The following is a 14,742-nucleotide window of genomic DNA, read 5'->3' on the forward strand; positions in this document are numbered from 1 at the left end:
TGCTATGCGTTGCGTTTAGTGGTTAAGGTGTTGTGCGGAAGCGTCGGTATTGCGTTGCTCACACCTTAACAGGGCGTTATGCGACCTAAAGGGAATTGAGATTTATGGATAAATTTGGAATGCTTCAAGAACTTGGAGCGGGTGACTTTAAGCACCTTAACGGTTCATTGGAAGTACACCTGAAAGGCACTGAACAAGTTCTAATTAACTGGGGTAGTAGCGAGTTACTTCAAATCGCAGGTCTCTTTCATGCCGCGTATGGAACAGCGGATTTCGATGAAAATATGGTGTCGCTAAGCCAGCGCCAAGAAATAGCGCGAATTATTGGTAATGATGAAGAAGCATTGGTTTATTTGTATTGCTCATGCGACCGAAAGTATGTATTCCCTCAATTTGGCAAAGTGCTAGAAATCCAATTTAAAGACAGATTTACTGGTTCAACATTCAAACTCGACAGTGCAATGGTGAAATTGTTTTGCGAGTTAAAGGTCGCTAATGAGTTAGAGCTTGTTTATAGCAGTGCAGAGTTCAAACTCAAATATGGTGCTGAGCTATTTGAACTGTTCCAAGGTATGGATAGCTACTTAAGTACCGAGGCTAGAAAGGCGTACAAATCAGCATTGTCGAATTTCGCATAACAAACTGTTTAAGAGGGATTCGCAACGCGTGGCATTTTTACTATGCGTTGAATTTAGTGATTAAGGTTTTATGCGGTGGACTCGGTATTGCGTTGCTCACGCCTTAATAAGGCGTTAAGTGCAATCAACAATAGTGACATCAAAAAGTAGGGAAGTATGAGTATTAATATAAAGTGGATGGTGATTGTCGTTTTAAAGTGTCAGCTGAAGACGGCTTTACGTTTAATGTTGACGCTACAACTGAGAAAGCCTCTTGCCCAACGGAAATTCTATTGTCGGCTTTAGGTTCATGGAGTGCTACGGATGTCGTCTTGTTACTGCAAGATCAAGGTGTTGAAGTTAAAGGCCTAGAAAATACGGTTACTTTCGCCCTAACAGAATCAGAGCCTCGTTTATATAAATCGGCAAACTTACACTTTACAGTAAATGGCAGTGGTTTTAAGGAGTCTGACATTTTGCGATCAGCTCAAGGAGAAGCGGTGGAAAAGCATTGTCATGTTTGTCTGTTGAGCCCTACGATCGATATCACTTGTTCAGCTGAAGTGGGTAAAAATTGCAACTAACAAACTGTTCAAGAGGGATTCGTAACGCGTGGCATTTTTACTATGCGTTGAGTTCAGTGATTAAGGTGGTCTGCTGTGACATAGGTGTTGCGTTACTCACCCCTTAATTGGGCGTTAGGTGATAAGCTAGGTCTTTTAGATTGAAGCCACAACCACTTACTTCATTTCGTAAGTGGTTGTGGAGTTTTATTAAAAGTTTGTGTTAGTCTTTTTTAAACATGGCTGAATCCGGATCAAACCAAGGGCGGTAAGCATTTTCACCAAGGCCATCCCATGTTTCAATTAATTGCATAGTTTCGCTATCAGGATATATATCTTTATCTGGAGCTAATGAACTTAACCATGCCCAATCCTCATCCCATTTAAATTCAATTTTAAAATCACCGTCAGGATGAACAACAAAACGAGCTTTATTCCAAGGCTTGCTCTGTTCTTTACTAGACATTAAATCAAATAAGTCACTAAAGGCATCATCAAGTTCAATGTTATCAGAACTATAGATGTCGAGATCCTTCACATCATCTGAGTTAGCATCTACTAAGTACCGGTCTTGAAAATATACCGCTCTAGTAGAAAGGTTCATAGCAATGTCAACCCAAGCTACACACCACTGTTCGGGAACCACCTCCGAGATAGCTCCTCCAATATGGTTATAAATTTCTTCCGCTGATGAAAACATAAATTTACCTTAATTCTTAAATACCAAACGATTGGTGGAGCCACCATTTACAGTCCACTTTGAAATAAGTTTGGACTGTGTCTCTCCTTTACCATACTTAATTCGGATATCTACTTCCACGTATTTTCCTTCATCAAGTGCCAGTGACCACCATCATAGTTTGGGTCATCCCCTCCATACTTTGATTGAGTAGATGAATTACGGTGCAGTTTATCACGCATAGCTTGATTTTTAATGGGAGACTTTTGCAGTTTCCCCGTTATTCGTATTGTTCTACCTTGTGCGTCGGTTTCGTAGGTGTACGTTACTGGGCTTCCTTCATGAGTTGAGGTTACCTCATATAGAGTATTCGGTTCAGGAGGTTCTAGTTCGATCGCCCACGATCTCTGTTTCCCTTTTATGCCTGAAGCTTGTCCTGCACTAACCTTAACAATTGGTTTCTGCTCACGGGGAATATTCCCAACTGAATCATTAGTTAGTGAGTTTGTCTGTGTCGCAGAGCCTGTAGCACTTTTAGGTTTTGGCGTAGAAGCTTGACTGCCACTGTCTCCTACGAGCACTGTTGGGTTTCCAATTACTATTTTACTGCCGTGAGCCGTTCCGTGCCCCCATACGAACTGCGAGCTTTCCATTGATAAACACCAAACTAGAATCTTGGCTTATGGAATCTGGTGGACCAACACAAACAAGACGGTCCCCTTTTCGAGCCGCAGGTAACCCACCAATTTTAACATTGGGTGAACCAACGACAACAGGGCCGCCCACATGCGGAATTTTAGCGGTGACTTTGAGGCAGATGTGCATTGATGTTATTGTTGCTGTGGGTTTTCCCATGGCCACCCCTTACTGTAGATTGAGTTGCATATATTGTTCCTGATAAGGCATCTATATTCTGTGGCTAGTGTAATATTTGAAGTCACATCAACTAACAAACTGTTTCAGAGTGATTCGCAACGCGTGGTATTTTCACTATGCGTTGGTTTTAGTTTTTAAGGTGGTATGCGGCGGCTTTTGTATTGCGTTGCTCACACCTTAACAGAGCGTTATTGGAATTTAGATTTAGATATTTAACGTTAAAGGAGTAAAAATGAAATAAAAATCAAGATCTAAGGCGAAAAAACAGGAAACTTTCCCCTCTCATTATGTTGCTATAAATAGAGCAAAAAGGAGCTTTGAGCGTGCTAAAGATAGGCAAAGTGAAAGTTTCACTGAATTTGTAGAAGTCAAATAAAAGAGAAACGGTTTAAACATGGAGGTCAAAGTATACGTAACTAGGGTTCTCAGTGAGGAAAGAAAACTTAACAAAGACCTAGATTTATTAATTCATGACTTTAAGCCGTCACAAGCAAGGTCATCAGATATCATATTTTGGTAAAGAAGTCCCATATCATAGACCAGCTCCTGCAGCAGAAGATGTTGGGTTAATGCATATTCATATACTAGATAAAGTTAAAACGCTAAAACTTGGCTATATTAATACAAGTGATAGTGTCTTAATTTATACTGAGGATGCTACATGCATCAATACTTACTTTATAATCGATTTCTTGGTGGATGGTGCTCATGCGCCGGCGAGAAGACCCGAGTCTATGAGTTGGTTAATTGATAAGGTGGAAGCATTTAGGAATCAGAAATAATGAGTAAAGTTAAGATCAAAGCTACATGGTTTGAGGGTACAGAGCCTAGCGAAATTGGTGTCTACTTAGTTGCAATAAGACATCTTAGTGGTTTTGGCTCGTATGACTACTTATACTGGGATGGTAAATGTTGGTTGAATAAAACGACTTCTGATATTGTCGGCTGGTCGCCAATATCTGACATGCTGACACAACTAGATGCTGGTTGGCCTACTGGTGACTTAGAAACAGATATAGAGTTTGAAAAATACAAGAAACAACATGGTGGTAAGTGTGATGATGATTTCATCGAAGTAGAGTAGCCCATAATAAATTCAAATAACAAAGCATTTAAGAGTGATTCCCAACGCATGGCATTTTTCACTCCATCGTTGGGTTTTGTCTTTATGGTGGTCTGGTTAAGTTTCGTGGTAGCGTTGCTCACACCTTAATGCGGCGTTAGTTTACATGGATAAACTCTCACCCTAATTATGCTTCTAAGGTGAAAATCGTGTTATTTCAGATGATTCTGGGGTAGCTGTGATTGACCTAATACAGCAACAACTAAGATAAAGTTATCTTCTTTGGTGAAATAAGCTGTGTGTTTTCCTATCGGGAAATAAAAGCCATTTGGGTACATCTCGTCACAACTTCTTCCTAAATCTGGATTATCAGCTAGCATCTGAAACCCTGATAGCAGAGTATCTTTACTGTTTTTGCTGATTTTTACTGGCTCGCGTTGTGCGCTTAGAAGTAGTTCGTCGAAATTTTGTTTGGCATCATTGGCTGTTAATGTATGCATGGCCAGTTCCCAATTGAGTGTACAGTTAGATCATAATGTATCGCATGAAATGTTCAATTTAATTAAATCGCGTGATTCGTGCGAAATGTAAACTAACAAACTGTCTAATATTGATTCTCAACTCGTGGCATTAACTGGGCGTTGAGCTCAGTGATTAAATCGGTATGCGGCGGCTTTTGTATTGCGTTGCTCAACTCCAAAAGGTCATTAATACTCAAAGGTCAAATATGGATATTTACCCAGAAATCGAGTTATCTAAAGCGCAGCATAATGCAATTGAAGCTCTTAGAAACAAGTCGTTTCCTGAACACCAAGTTACTCGCTCTTACTATAAGCAACTCCCGCATATGAGAGTTCTGAATTACGAAGGTGATCAGTTAGTTGGTTACATGGGATTAGACTACAGAGCTGTTCGCGTTGGTGATGAAATTTATAAAGTATTAGGTGTGAGTGACTTTTGTGTCGAGAGCACAGTTCAAAGACAAGGTATTGGCACAACAATGTTGTCTCAACTCAGCGAGTATGCGTCCACTAAAGATGTCGACTTCATCATTTTAGTCTCCGATTTGGAGCGTTTTTATCTGGCTAATGGTTATCAGCGCCTTAACTCTCTAAGTTCTTGGTTGCGAGTTCACGAACATAAAAATTACGGTGTTGCTGTAGAGCAACTAGATGATTTATATGTTAAACCTATCAGCGGCAAAACTTGGGCTTTTGGTCATATAGATTGGTTAGGGTATATGTATTAGTCTGTAGTGGGCTAATAATTGGTTCACAACAAGAGTGGTTACACATGGCATTTTCACTATGAGTTGATTTAAGTGATGTGGGGCAGTTTTGTATTGTGATACTCTCTCCTTAATAATGTGCTGTAACTCTTAGGAAGCAAAAGGTTTAATTTATGAAATGTAGAGTACTAGTAACCAGCATAAGTATTGCTCTTTGTAGTGTAGGAGAGGCCGCGAATCCACTAAGTATTCAAAGCGATGAGCAACTGTTTAAAAACTTCGCTCTCTCATCTTGCATTGCGACTAATTACAAAGGATCAGCTGTTGCGAAAGATGCGATAACGGCGATGCAAGGCTACAGAGAGTTTTCCGAGCTTCCTTTGGAGTCATTCTTTGGGGTTAGCGAGCTATTGGAAAAATATGATATGGCTATTTACAAATCAAAAAATGGTAACGTGATCAAATTGGCCTACTGTATAGACTTTTCTAATTCAGACGATGTTCATAAGCTATACATTAATGCGAAATCAGAGTTATAACAAACTGCTCAAAGTTGATTCGCAACGTGTGGTATTTTTACGGCGCAATACGTTGAGTGATTAAGATGATTTTTAGTGGCTTCTGTATTGAATTACTCATCTCTTAGCGGGGCATTATGCGGTGATGTAAATATGAAGATATTTTTAATAGTAGCAACACTCGTTCAGTTTACTCTCCTGAGTTTCTCGAAATACTATTGCTCAATTGCAAATGAGGTGCTTAGAAAGGCGGTGGAAACTAAAGAGAGTAATTTTCTATCTTTCCTTGATAAGTATGATTATTACAATGACTTAGATAATTATCTAGGCTTAGCGTCCGCTACAGTGTGGGTTATGGTCGTGCTCGTGATAAAGTTGAAAAATGTATCAAGCACCGACATGGCTCATGTGGCTGTTTGTTTGCCGTTATTTTTTCATATGGTTTTGATGTCGATGTAGTTTCAATAGTTGTGGTTGGGTGATTAGGTACAACAAACGGTTCAGGCTAGCGTACCATACATGGCATTTCCAATTAGCGTTGCTTATACGTTACGAGAGCGTTTTCCCACAGGAGTAATATGTGATTGTAGTAGCAAGGTTTTCTTTTCCTCATGAAGCTCATATTGCGAGAGCAAGCCTAGATAGTGTCGGAATAGAAAGTTACATCGCTGACGAGCACACGGTAAATACTCAGTGGCTTTATTCAAATGCAATAGGCGGCGTCCGTCTGATGGTGGCCGAAAGTGATGCAGAAGATGCGAAACAAATACTTAGTAGCGATTTCTCAGAATCATTGGGAAATGAAGTTGACGTTGATGAAGAAAAAGACGTTTGCCCTAAATGTGGTAGTAAAGATCTATTTGCATTTACAAAAGGTAAACGCCCAGCTTTCTTAGTTTTTATTTTACTGGGTTTTCCACTGTTTTTTTACAAGCATGGTTATAAGTGTAAGCAGTGTGGGGAGTTTAGTGAAAAACTTTAAATCTTCAGATAACAAGGCATTAAAGAGACAACTTGTACTCGTAGTATTTTTACGATGAGTTAGGTCTAGTGCCTATACAAGAAGTCAGAGTTACTGCTTGCTTACAAGCAAAGCATTATACGATAGTGAAGGAATAACATTGAATGAGTGAAATTAAAACAATAGAGCAGTTAAAAGAAATTTACGCAGAGCCAAGTGCGAGAGCTAAAAATAAAGCGCTGCCTGTGCTGGATGTTCATGCGATTACATTAATTAATAACTGCCATTTTGCAGTTCTAAGTACCGCTGATTCACAAGGGTATATCGATCTTTCTCCTAAAGGAGGGGAGCCTGGCTTCGTAAAAGTTTTAGATGAATCAACATTGTTGCTCCCTGATAGCTCGGGGAACAATCGTATCGATAGTCTAAAAAATATCATTAGTAACCCCAAGGTAGGGTTGTTATTGATGGTAAATGGTATTGATGAAGTGCTCCGTATTAAAGGAATCGCAAGTATTCACACCGACGCCAACTTGATATCTGCTTGCCCCGATGGAAGTAAAGATCCTAAGGTTGTTATCAAAATAGTCATAGAGAGTATGTACTTTCATTGTGCGAAAGCGGTGATGAGAGGGAAACTTTGGTCTGATGACTATAAAGTAAATCGCTCAATTCTCCCTTCATTAGCTCAAATCTTTAAAGATCAACAAAAGTTAGAAAGTAAAGCGCTTAATCAAGAAGAGATGTTGAAATATTACCAATCTAGCCTTTAGAACAAGCGTGGTAATATATTGAAAAGATAGAAAAATCAGGTTCGACCGTACTATGCGGAAGTATGGATTAGGTTTAGTGGGGATGTTACTGTCTCAATAGCGTTAGTTCACCAATAAGTAATTGTTAGTCCAAATTTTAGAATGAAAAATGCAGAAAAATTTACTCTAGAAAATTACGTTTTGGCTAGTCCGGGAGTTAGGTGTGTTGGACAAATGATTGATCTTTTTGTCAGTTTTAGCATTTTTACTCTCGTTTTATGGGTCGGCTTAGAAATCGGTATTGAAAAAGAGCTTGTGCGCGCTACAGCAGTAACTGCGACTGTATCGTATTACCTTTTTTCTGATTGTTTACCAAATGGTCAAAGTGTGGGTAAAAAACTTTTGGGCATTGCAGTTATAAGTGCAAGAACGGGTAAAAAGTGCAATATTTTTCAGTCGCTCTTTCGAAATGTTATTACTCCATTCTTCGGTTTTATTGACTCAATTTTCATTCTTGGTAAAAAGAGGCAACGTCTCGGTGATAAGTTAGTGAGAACGGTGGTGGTAGTTCACTAACTTGTTGAAAAAATTGATAGCGCTGAGGACTAGGGTTCAAGTCGGGCTTTGTTTTCGTGGTGGAACAGCCTCGCTTAGGAGGTAGCGTTACTCACATACTTAATGTAGCGTTGTAAGAAAATTGGTATTGGAGTCCAAGTTTTATGTCAGAAAAAGAGAAAATGTTAGCAGGTGAGCTTTATGACCCAAGTGATGAAGAGTTATTAAAGTTAAGGTTGAGCGCTAGGTTACTAACTGAAAAATTGAATGCCACGTCTGTTGAGCATAAACAAAAGCGAGTTCAAATAACTAAGCGCTTGTTCGGCACAACAGGTGACGATATTCATGTTGAATCTTCTTTCAATTGCGACTATGGATCCAACATTCACGTTGGAGATAATTTTTACGCTAATTTTGGTTGTGTGATTTTGGATGTTGCGGAAGTTAAGTTTGGTGATAACTGTTTACTTGGGCCTCAAGTTGGAATTTATACTGCGACTCATCCCTTAGATCCTATCGAGAGGAATAGTGGTTTAGAGCTAGCAAAGCCCATAAACATTGGTGACAATTGTTGGATAGGTGGCCATGCCGTAATCAACCCTGGCGTAACACTTGGGAACAACGTGGTGGTAGCCTCTGGCGCAGTCGTTACAAAGAGTTTTGGAGACAATGTCGTTGTTGGTGGCAACCCAGCCAGAGTACTGAAGGAAATCGTCACTAAGCGATAATAAAGTATATGGACTATTTTGAGCCTGAGTTTAGGACTTATGATCAACTCACTCCAAGCTTTGATGCGTTCAGCGGTTACTTGTTGACGCACTTGAATGTCTAAAATTTGCTTCAATATAGAATCGTGACACGTGGCGCTTTTACCGTGCGTTGAGCTTGTTTAAAAGTCTCATACGAAATCATTTGTATTACGTGTCTCACACTTTTATTGTATTTTCGTCACCAATAACAAACCAAAAGGCTGGCTCCAAAATGTTAGTAACAAAGATTGAAACGGAACGATTAATTCTAAGAGAGCTAGTTGAAGATGATGCAAGCGAATTGTTTGACATCTTCTCAGACCATGAGGTCATGAAATATTGGAACTCTGGCCCTTGGGTTTCAATTGAAGAAGCGCGGACATTTATAGCCAAGAGTACACAGGCCATGAATAGCAATACAGAAGTGACACTAGGCATCTTCCTAAAGAGCAATGGCCAACTTCTGGGTAAGATAATGCTGTTTAATCACGTGAAAGAGTCTAGGCGCGCAGAAATTGGCTTTGGCGTTAGTCGTCATTTCTGGGGTAAAGGCATTGTATTAGAGGCGGGAACTGCATTAATCGAACACGCATTCAAAACACTGAATCTACGTCGAATCGAGGCTGAGATAGATCCAGACAATGCTTCTTCAGGTAAAGTCTTGGAACGGTTAGGTTTTATAAAGGAAGGTTTCCTAAGGCAGCGTTGGGAAGTGAATGGAGTAGTCTCGGATTCCGCAATTTACGGGTTGTTAGCTAAACCCCTAGACAGCGTTTAGTATCCGGCCTTAAACGCATCTAATAGGTCTAGCCTGCTCGTGCTCTATACACAGCCTTACATTTGACGGTGAGGTTTCTTGAATTGACTTGGTGGTCACTGAATGTACTATCAAAGATAGGACTTACTGCAAGGATAGCAGCATGAGCGAGAAATTATTTTGGGTTAATCCCTACCAAACAGAACTTAACTCAAGAGTGAGCAATGTAGACGGAAATAAGGTTGAATTGGACCAGACTATCTTCTTTGCAGAGTCTGGAGGCCAAGAGAGTGATAAAGGAACGATTAATGGTATTCCGGTTTTGATTGCTCAAAAGTTAGGTGTTCGACTTATTTACACATTGGAATCCTCTCCAAATTTTACTCTTGGTGACATTGTAACTACGAATATTGATTGGAAGCGTAGATACGCCTTAATGAAGCTACACTTTGCGGCTGAAGTGGTGCTCGAGATGTTTTATCAGCGTCGGGAAGGCATTGTTAAGATAGGCGCGCATATTTCTGAAAATAAGAGTCGCATAGATTTCGAGTGGTCTGAAAGTATTGGCCCGCTATTGAAAGAAATTGAAACTGATGTGCAAGATTTGATTAACTCTGATTCAGTTATTATTAGTGACTTTTCCGATCAAGAGAGTGAAAGAAGGTATTGGAGAGTGGATGGGTTTGCGCAAGTGCCTTGCGGTGGCACTCACTTAAAGCGCACATCAGAAGTCGGCCAAATTCAATTAAAACGCAAGAACATCGGTAAAGGCAAAGAAAGGGTAGAGATAACCTTATGCTCGTAAGTCGATAGGGCATTAGAAATAGATTCCTAACACGTGGCATTTAATTCATGGTGAGATTCACATTTGCGATATGATGGTTGAGATTGAGGGCGTGTTGGCTACTTCTTAACGAAACGCTACACGATAGGGGCGGGAGGATGATATGTCGAAAGTTACATTGAAAGGCTTTATTTTAGTTCCGGAAAAGGATCTAGAATTAGTAAAACATGCGTTAATAACTCACAAAAGGCTCACGTTAGAAGAGCCGGGCTGCCTTAGTTTTCTTGTGACTCAAAGCTCGACTAATCCGTTTCGTTTTGATGTCTATGAGGAGTTCGTCGACAAAGCCTCTTTTAAACAACATCAGGAAAGAGTTCAAGCCTCACATTGGGGAAAAGTAACAGCCAATGTTAAACGGCAATACGAAATCTTTGAATGTGTGCATGACTAATCGAATCGGAGTGATTTAGAGCGTTTACACTTTGCTTTTCATGTTGCTCTACGCTCTACTATGTTGCTTTATTCAGCTATTCACCTGGCTTAGTGTTCTTAATACTTTGCCGTATTAAATCTAGAAATTTTAATGGAAGTGTTATGTTTAGAGTTGTGTATGAATGGCGTGTGCCAAGTGAAAAAATGGATGAGTTTCAAAATATATGGCGTTCGACGACAGATTCAATTCATCAGTCAGTAGAAGGGGCGCTTGGTAGTTTTATGCTTCGTTCTTACGATGTACCGGAAAAGGTTTTAACTATTGCCAAGTGGCGAACACGTGAAGACTGGGAGCGGTTTTGGGGAACTAGTAACCCAGAAAAAATGAAGAAGATGAGTGAAATTGCAGAGCGTATTTCAGTTGAACCATTCGATGAAATTGAAGATAGAACTAAGTAGGGCAATAGAAACGTTAAAGTGATGCCTAATGAACAGTTTGGCGGACAATATGAAAGACAACCTTAACCAAGGAATAGGGTTATGCAGATTTTAATCGTTGGAGGTAGTAAAGGGCTAGGAAGGTTCTTGGCTACGAACTTACAGGGTACAGAAATTTATGCGATTTCTAGATCAAAGCTAGTTGAGGGGGGAGTCGCCTCTGTTTGTATTGACGTTGATCCCGGTAAAAAACCAGATTATACGTGCTTCAAAGGTGTAGAGTTTGACATCATCGTTTATTTGGCGTCGATGTGGGGAGAGTCTTCAGAATTGACAACAAGCGAACTGATTGAGTTTATGAATGTTGGCCCGATTGGGTATCTTAATTTAGTCAATGAGCTTAACGCTTTAGGTTCACTTAACAATAAATGCAATATTGTATCTATTGGCTCTACAGCAGAGCTTTCAGAAAGTAGTGAATACCCTGCATTCGCCCTCAGTAAAAGATTACTCAAAGATATTTCTAGCCAGCTGCAAAACGTTTATCGTGATTACCGCTTTACTCACTTTACAATAGGTGGGATCGGGCATGCTGAAGAGGAACGTATTGAGTATTCGAGTGTTTTGGAGATTATAAATATGCTAACCAAGCTTGATCCAAACACATACCTTTCAAATATGCATATAAAGTCCAAGCTAGGAATGTAGCTCTCAAGCTGTATTACGTACCTGCTTCTATGGTTTGGCATCATGTGCATTCTTTTTATTGAGCTATGGTTATAACTCCAATGAAAGGAGTTTACTTATGTCATACATTGATGGGTTTGTCGCTGCAGTGCCGACAGCGAATAAAGAAAAGTATATCGCACACGCAAAAATAGCAGCAGAAATGTTCAGGGAGTTTGGGGCCTTAAAGGTTGTTGAGACGTGGGGGAGTGAAGTACCAGATGGTGAGATCACATCATTTCCCATGGCAGTTAACGCTGAAAGCAACGAAACCGTTGTGTTTTCGTGGGTAGTCTGGCCTTCAAAAGAAGTTCGAGACTCAGGGTGGCTGCGGATCATGGGTGATCCTCGAATGAGTCCAGACAATAACCCAATGCCCTTTGATGGAAAGCGTCTCATTTATGGCGGATTTGATGTTATTTTGGAGCAGTAAAATACCAAATAATCTCAACTCGATTCGTGATACTTGGTGTTTTAATCAGTATTACGCTTCTGATGTACGTTCAATAGACTATTCTGCGATAAGTGTTGATAAAACTCCATTTGGAGGCTTAGAGTAAAAATGGAAGAGATAAATTATTCACTGATTGTCGTATCAGCTATCGCTGCCATCGCTAGCCCCGGACCTGCAACTCTTGCGATAGCAGGCACGTCAATGAACCACGGTCGGCGCTTTGGTGGGTATTTGGCTGCAGGTGTTTTAACGGGGTCTTTATTTTGGTCAACCTCAGCCGCTTTTGGTCTCGCAACCATACTCTATAGCAATGTTTGGCTTTTTGAAATTCTTAGATATTGTGGGGCATTTTATCTTTTATATTTGGCTTTAAAGTCCGTACATTCTGCCTGCAACATCGAGCAACTAAAGTTACCCAAAACATACGTAACGACAGAGAAGGGTAACTACTTAACCGGAGTGTTAATTCACTTAACTAACCCAAAGGCTATTCTGTTTTTTGGTGCGCTTTATTCGATAGGGGTTCCTCCTACGGCCAGTCCGTTGGAATTGTTGTCGGTCATTTTTGTTGTAGGGCTGGTTAGTGCTTTGGTTTTCTTTGGCTATGCTTTTCTTTTCGCGTATAAAAAGGTCAGGCAAACCTATCTCAGATCCAAAGCAGTTTTTGAAGGCGTGTTCGCGTTATTTTTTGGTGTAGCAAGTATTAAGTTGCTGCTTAGTGAGGCAGGAAAATGAAGCACAAAAGGCTTGAAGAAATAAGAATAGATAATCTATCTGATTTGACGGTCTATTAAGTATACTAAGTAGCCGATTTGTTAACTTCCATAAGAGCTGCTGGCTAGAAAAAGCTTACAACCAAATGATGCTAAATATTATCATTCAAAGGGCTAACAAAGGCCCATAATTTAATTCGTATCACTGTTCATGATTGTGCTCTTCGTGCAGTGCTGTAGTATTAGTAACGTGTTGTTAATACTAAATATAACCAATTGAAACCTGGACGTTGCATTACTTGTAGTTCGATGAAATGTTATCCCGTAAGACGTTAATTTGGAGAAAAGAATGGATTCAAACTCACTATTATTATTTGTTGTCGCTTGTCTCGCTATCAACATGATTCCTGGACCTGATGTAATTTATATTGTTTCCAATACAATGAAAGGTAAATTATCTGCTGGGCTGAAAGCGGCTCTGGGGCTTGGTGTTGGTTACTTTTTTCATACACTAGCGGCATGTTTAGGTTTGTCAGCAATAATTCTGAGTTCATCTTTGGCTTTTAGCGTTGTTAAATGGTTAGGGGCCGCTTACCTAGTTTATTTAGGTGTTCAGTCATTACTGTCCATGTGGCGTGGAGAAAATAAAATCGTTGAAAACAAAAATGTTGATAATAATAAAAATGTGTTTGTTCAGGGGGTTATCGTCAGCGTCTTGAATCCAAAAGTAGCGCTATTCTTTCTCTCGTTTCTGCCTCAATTTATTGATACGTCTGCAAGCTCAACATCAATGCAATTATTAGTACTTGGCTTGCTGTTCAGCGTACTTGCGACGACATGTAACGTTTTGTACGCCTCTGTGGGTAATTGGGTATTTAGTCGTCCACACTCTCAGCGTTATTCAAGAACTCTTGAAGGTGTTTCAGGTATTCTACTTATCAGTCTAGCGAGTAAAGTGGCATTTAGTGATCGTTAGATACAGGGCATTTTATTCTCGTGATTATTATATGGCTAATGTTTGCTCAATCCATACGTTAAATGAGTGCTATTGCATAGGTTGAATCACAAATTTCAAAAATACCAATAAGTGAACGTATTTATTTATAGTATGGTTGGCGCGATTTTATCGTAGCTAGGTTAATAACATGAAAAATAAAGTAATTCTGTGTTCCGCATTCCTTTTGGGTTTGTCAGGTTGTGCTTCTGTTCCTACTGTTGATTCGACAGTATCAAATCAAATGAAATCATTTGAAGCACCTCAAAAGGGGAACGCAGGGATTTACATTTACCGAGAAGATGCTTTTGTCGGAGCAGCACTTAAAAAGTATGTTTACGTCGATGGGGAATGTATTGGTGAAACCGCTCCTGGTGTATTCTTCTACCATGAGGTCGAAGGCAATAAAGAACATCAAGTAAGTACAGAGTCTGAGTTTTCTGAAAATCACTTAACTATCTTAACGGAAGAGGGCCGTAATTATTTCGTTAATCAATACATTAAAATGGGTGTATTTGTTGGTGGTGCGGGCGTAGAACTCGTAGACGAAAGCAAAGGTAAAGCAGAAGTACTAAAAGTCGACATGGCAGAAAAAGGAAACTGTTCTTCGATCTAGTTTTACTAACAGACGCTTTTTAGATTAAAAAACACATTATCAATGTAACCCAACGCTTGATGAGATCCATTTAGCGTTGGGTTTTGTATTTTTGGCAAACAGTATACCTATTTCAGACCGCATGATTTGCCACCTCCTAGCTTGAGCCCACTTATTGTTCAAAGAATCTACTTGTGAAACGTTAATTCTCGAGAGGATTTCGTAGGGAGCAATCCTACATACGCGATTAACAGATATGCCATTCCATCATTAACCTTGTCGAGTGTA

23 protein-coding genes are annotated in these 14,742 nt (G+C 39.8%); 19 read left to right on the plus strand and 4 right to left on the minus strand.

Features of this window, described 5'->3' with window-relative positions; translation table 11 throughout:
• Positions 1-104 precede the first annotated feature (104 nt).
• Both R8N46_RS16825 and R8N46_RS16830 read left to right on the plus strand, forming a co-directional pair.
• Positions 105-638 (plus strand): DUF6817 domain-containing protein, encoded by a 534-nt coding sequence (locus R8N46_RS16825; RefSeq protein ID WP_104975378.1) that lies wholly within the window; start codon positions 105-107, stop codon positions 636-638.
• Positions 639-835: 197 nt separating this feature from the next.
• Positions 836-1,201 carry an OsmC family protein gene (locus tag R8N46_RS16830; RefSeq protein WP_226975281.1) on the plus strand — a complete coding sequence of 122 codons (366 nt, stop codon included), beginning with the start codon at positions 836-838 and terminating at the stop codon, positions 1,199-1,201.
• Between the two features lie 202 nt (positions 1,202-1,403).
• On the opposite strand, the gene R8N46_RS16835 is transcribed toward R8N46_RS16830, so the two are convergent.
• From R8N46_RS16835 to R8N46_RS16845, 3 genes are all read right to left on the minus strand, one after another.
• Complete coding sequence (locus R8N46_RS16835; protein WP_064354022.1) at positions 1,404-1,880, minus strand: immunity protein YezG family protein; 477 nt, start codon at positions 1,878-1,880, stop codon at positions 1,404-1,406.
• Positions 1,881-1,990: 110 nt separating this feature from the next.
• Complete coding sequence (locus R8N46_RS16840; RefSeq protein WP_064354020.1) at positions 1,991-2,512, minus strand: hypothetical protein; 522 nt, start codon at positions 2,510-2,512, stop codon at positions 1,991-1,993.
• Positions 2,463-2,714 carry a PAAR domain-containing protein gene (locus R8N46_RS16845; RefSeq protein ID WP_226975280.1) on the minus strand — a complete coding sequence of 84 codons (252 nt, stop codon included), beginning with the start codon at positions 2,712-2,714 and terminating at the stop codon, positions 2,463-2,465. The genes R8N46_RS16840 and R8N46_RS16845 overlap by 50 nt, the downstream gene beginning before the upstream one ends.
• Before the next feature lie 491 nt (positions 2,715-3,205).
• Between R8N46_RS16845 and R8N46_RS16850 the strand changes: the two genes are divergently transcribed.
• Together R8N46_RS16850 and R8N46_RS16855 are read left to right on the plus strand one after the other, a co-directional pair.
• Positions 3,206-3,517 carry a type II toxin-antitoxin system YafO family toxin gene (locus R8N46_RS16850; RefSeq protein WP_198039106.1) on the plus strand — a complete coding sequence of 104 codons (312 nt, stop codon included), beginning with the start codon at positions 3,206-3,208 and terminating at the stop codon, positions 3,515-3,517.
• Positions 3,517-3,819, plus strand: coding sequence for a hypothetical protein (locus R8N46_RS16855; protein WP_033907473.1), 303 nt, complete (start codon positions 3,517-3,519; stop codon positions 3,817-3,819). Before R8N46_RS16850 ends, R8N46_RS16855 begins: the two co-directional genes overlap by 1 nt.
• A gap of 191 nt (positions 3,820-4,010) precedes the next feature.
• Here R8N46_RS16855 and R8N46_RS16860 read toward each other — a convergent pair whose 3' ends face one another.
• On the minus strand, positions 4,011-4,298 hold the full coding sequence (locus R8N46_RS16860) for a type II toxin-antitoxin system RelE/ParE family toxin (protein ID WP_081886442.1): 288 nt from the start codon (positions 4,296-4,298) through the stop codon (positions 4,011-4,013).
• 227 nt (positions 4,299-4,525) lie between these two features.
• Between R8N46_RS16860 and R8N46_RS16865 the strand changes: the two genes are divergently transcribed.
• From R8N46_RS16865 to R8N46_RS16935, 15 genes are all read left to right on the plus strand, one after another.
• Positions 4,526-5,047 carry a GNAT family N-acetyltransferase gene (locus tag R8N46_RS16865; protein WP_033907474.1) on the plus strand — a complete coding sequence of 174 codons (522 nt, stop codon included), beginning with the start codon at positions 4,526-4,528 and terminating at the stop codon, positions 5,045-5,047.
• Positions 5,048-5,199: 152 nt separating this feature from the next.
• On the plus strand, positions 5,200-5,565 hold the full coding sequence (locus R8N46_RS16870; protein WP_053306977.1) for a T6SS amidase immunity protein Tai4 family protein: 366 nt from the start codon (positions 5,200-5,202) through the stop codon (positions 5,563-5,565).
• A gap of 559 nt (positions 5,566-6,124) precedes the next feature.
• Positions 6,125-6,526 carry a DUF2007 domain-containing protein gene (locus tag R8N46_RS16875; protein WP_005377076.1) on the plus strand — a complete coding sequence of 134 codons (402 nt, stop codon included), beginning with the start codon at positions 6,125-6,127 and terminating at the stop codon, positions 6,524-6,526.
• A 143-nt stretch (positions 6,527-6,669) separates the two neighbouring features.
• On the plus strand, positions 6,670-7,278 hold the full coding sequence (locus tag R8N46_RS16880; RefSeq protein WP_005389306.1) for a pyridoxamine 5'-phosphate oxidase family protein: 609 nt from the start codon (positions 6,670-6,672) through the stop codon (positions 7,276-7,278).
• Between the two features lie 141 nt (positions 7,279-7,419).
• Entirely contained in the window at positions 7,420-7,833 is a 414-nt protein-coding gene (locus R8N46_RS16885) for an RDD family protein (RefSeq protein ID WP_031778951.1), read from the plus strand.
• 143 nt (positions 7,834-7,976) lie between these two features.
• Positions 7,977-8,540: a sugar O-acetyltransferase gene (locus R8N46_RS16890; protein ID WP_005389307.1), complete on the plus strand. Its 564-nt coding sequence runs from the start codon at positions 7,977-7,979 to the stop codon at positions 8,538-8,540.
• Positions 8,541-8,793: 253 nt separating this feature from the next.
• A complete protein-coding gene (locus R8N46_RS16895; RefSeq protein WP_025768089.1) occupies positions 8,794-9,339 on the plus strand; it encodes a GNAT family N-acetyltransferase in 546 nt (181 codons plus the stop codon).
• A gap of 142 nt (positions 9,340-9,481) precedes the next feature.
• Entirely contained in the window at positions 9,482-10,123 is a 642-nt protein-coding gene (locus tag R8N46_RS16900) for an alanine--tRNA ligase-related protein (protein WP_053350311.1), read from the plus strand.
• Between the two features lie 142 nt (positions 10,124-10,265).
• Positions 10,266-10,553, plus strand: a complete 288-nt coding sequence (locus R8N46_RS16905) for a putative quinol monooxygenase (protein WP_053306982.1) — start codon at positions 10,266-10,268, stop codon at positions 10,551-10,553.
• Between the two features lie 143 nt (positions 10,554-10,696).
• Complete coding sequence (locus tag R8N46_RS16910; protein WP_033907479.1) at positions 10,697-10,993, plus strand: antibiotic biosynthesis monooxygenase family protein; 297 nt, start codon at positions 10,697-10,699, stop codon at positions 10,991-10,993.
• An 81-nt stretch (positions 10,994-11,074) separates the two neighbouring features.
• Positions 11,075-11,680, plus strand: coding sequence for a hypothetical protein (locus R8N46_RS16915; RefSeq protein ID WP_115386047.1), 606 nt, complete (start codon positions 11,075-11,077; stop codon positions 11,678-11,680).
• Between the two features lie 97 nt (positions 11,681-11,777).
• Positions 11,778-12,131, plus strand: a complete 354-nt coding sequence (locus R8N46_RS16920) for a DUF1428 domain-containing protein (RefSeq protein WP_005387184.1) — start codon at positions 11,778-11,780, stop codon at positions 12,129-12,131.
• 129 nt (positions 12,132-12,260) lie between these two features.
• Positions 12,261-12,887 (plus strand): LysE family translocator, encoded by a 627-nt coding sequence (locus R8N46_RS16925; RefSeq protein ID WP_064354013.1) that lies wholly within the window; start codon positions 12,261-12,263, stop codon positions 12,885-12,887.
• Positions 12,888-13,214: 327 nt separating this feature from the next.
• Positions 13,215-13,841 carry a LysE family translocator gene (locus tag R8N46_RS16930; protein WP_006741500.1) on the plus strand — a complete coding sequence of 209 codons (627 nt, stop codon included), beginning with the start codon at positions 13,215-13,217 and terminating at the stop codon, positions 13,839-13,841.
• Between the two features lie 169 nt (positions 13,842-14,010).
• Positions 14,011-14,475: a DUF2846 domain-containing protein gene (locus tag R8N46_RS16935; protein ID WP_005377099.1), complete on the plus strand. Its 465-nt coding sequence runs from the start codon at positions 14,011-14,013 to the stop codon at positions 14,473-14,475.
• The last annotated feature ends 267 nt before the right edge of the window (positions 14,476-14,742 follow it).

This window comes from Vibrio sp. 1874, from assembly GCF_033344395.1.
Lineage (GTDB): Bacteria > Pseudomonadota > Gammaproteobacteria > Enterobacterales > Vibrionaceae > Vibrio > Vibrio alginolyticus.

What these genes read in the sequence shown, in the direction of transcription:
- R8N46_RS16825 (WP_104975378.1), top strand. Translation starts at nt 105, where the DNA reads ATGGATAAATTTGGAATGCTTCAAGAACTTGGAGCGGGTGACTTTAAG.
- R8N46_RS16835 (WP_064354022.1), bottom strand. Translation starts at nt 1,880, where the DNA reads ATGTTTTCATCAGCGGAAGAAATTTATAACCATATTGGAGGAGCTATC.
- R8N46_RS16840 (WP_064354020.1), bottom strand. Translation starts at nt 2,512, where the DNA reads ATGGAAAGCTCGCAGTTCGTATGGGGGCACGGAACGGCTCACGGCAGT.
- R8N46_RS16845 (WP_226975280.1), bottom strand. Translation starts at nt 2,714, where the DNA reads ATGGGAAAACCCACAGCAACAATAACATCAATGCACATCTGCCTCAAA.
- R8N46_RS16850 (WP_198039106.1), top strand. Translation starts at nt 3,206, where the DNA reads ATGACTTTAAGCCGTCACAAGCAAGGTCATCAGATATCATATTTTGGT.
- R8N46_RS16855 (WP_033907473.1), top strand. Translation starts at nt 3,517, where the DNA reads ATGAGTAAAGTTAAGATCAAAGCTACATGGTTTGAGGGTACAGAGCCT.
- R8N46_RS16860 (WP_081886442.1), bottom strand. Translation starts at nt 4,298, where the DNA reads ATGCATACATTAACAGCCAATGATGCCAAACAAAATTTCGACGAACTA.
- R8N46_RS16865 (WP_033907474.1), top strand. Translation starts at nt 4,526, where the DNA reads ATGGATATTTACCCAGAAATCGAGTTATCTAAAGCGCAGCATAATGCA.
- R8N46_RS16870 (WP_053306977.1), top strand. Translation starts at nt 5,200, where the DNA reads ATGAAATGTAGAGTACTAGTAACCAGCATAAGTATTGCTCTTTGTAGT.
- R8N46_RS16880 (WP_005389306.1), top strand. Translation starts at nt 6,670, where the DNA reads ATGAGTGAAATTAAAACAATAGAGCAGTTAAAAGAAATTTACGCAGAG.
- R8N46_RS16885 (WP_031778951.1), top strand. Translation starts at nt 7,420, where the DNA reads ATGAAAAATGCAGAAAAATTTACTCTAGAAAATTACGTTTTGGCTAGT.
- R8N46_RS16890 (WP_005389307.1), top strand. Translation starts at nt 7,977, where the DNA reads ATGTCAGAAAAAGAGAAAATGTTAGCAGGTGAGCTTTATGACCCAAGT.
- R8N46_RS16895 (WP_025768089.1), top strand. Translation starts at nt 8,794, where the DNA reads ATGTTAGTAACAAAGATTGAAACGGAACGATTAATTCTAAGAGAGCTA.
- R8N46_RS16900 (WP_053350311.1), top strand. Translation starts at nt 9,482, where the DNA reads ATGAGCGAGAAATTATTTTGGGTTAATCCCTACCAAACAGAACTTAAC.
- R8N46_RS16905 (WP_053306982.1), top strand. Translation starts at nt 10,266, where the DNA reads ATGTCGAAAGTTACATTGAAAGGCTTTATTTTAGTTCCGGAAAAGGAT.
- R8N46_RS16910 (WP_033907479.1), top strand. Translation starts at nt 10,697, where the DNA reads ATGTTTAGAGTTGTGTATGAATGGCGTGTGCCAAGTGAAAAAATGGAT.
- R8N46_RS16915 (WP_115386047.1), top strand. Translation starts at nt 11,075, where the DNA reads ATGCAGATTTTAATCGTTGGAGGTAGTAAAGGGCTAGGAAGGTTCTTG.
- R8N46_RS16920 (WP_005387184.1), top strand. Translation starts at nt 11,778, where the DNA reads ATGTCATACATTGATGGGTTTGTCGCTGCAGTGCCGACAGCGAATAAA.
- R8N46_RS16925 (WP_064354013.1), top strand. Translation starts at nt 12,261, where the DNA reads ATGGAAGAGATAAATTATTCACTGATTGTCGTATCAGCTATCGCTGCC.
- R8N46_RS16930 (WP_006741500.1), top strand. Translation starts at nt 13,215, where the DNA reads ATGGATTCAAACTCACTATTATTATTTGTTGTCGCTTGTCTCGCTATC.
- R8N46_RS16935 (WP_005377099.1), top strand. Translation starts at nt 14,011, where the DNA reads ATGAAAAATAAAGTAATTCTGTGTTCCGCATTCCTTTTGGGTTTGTCA.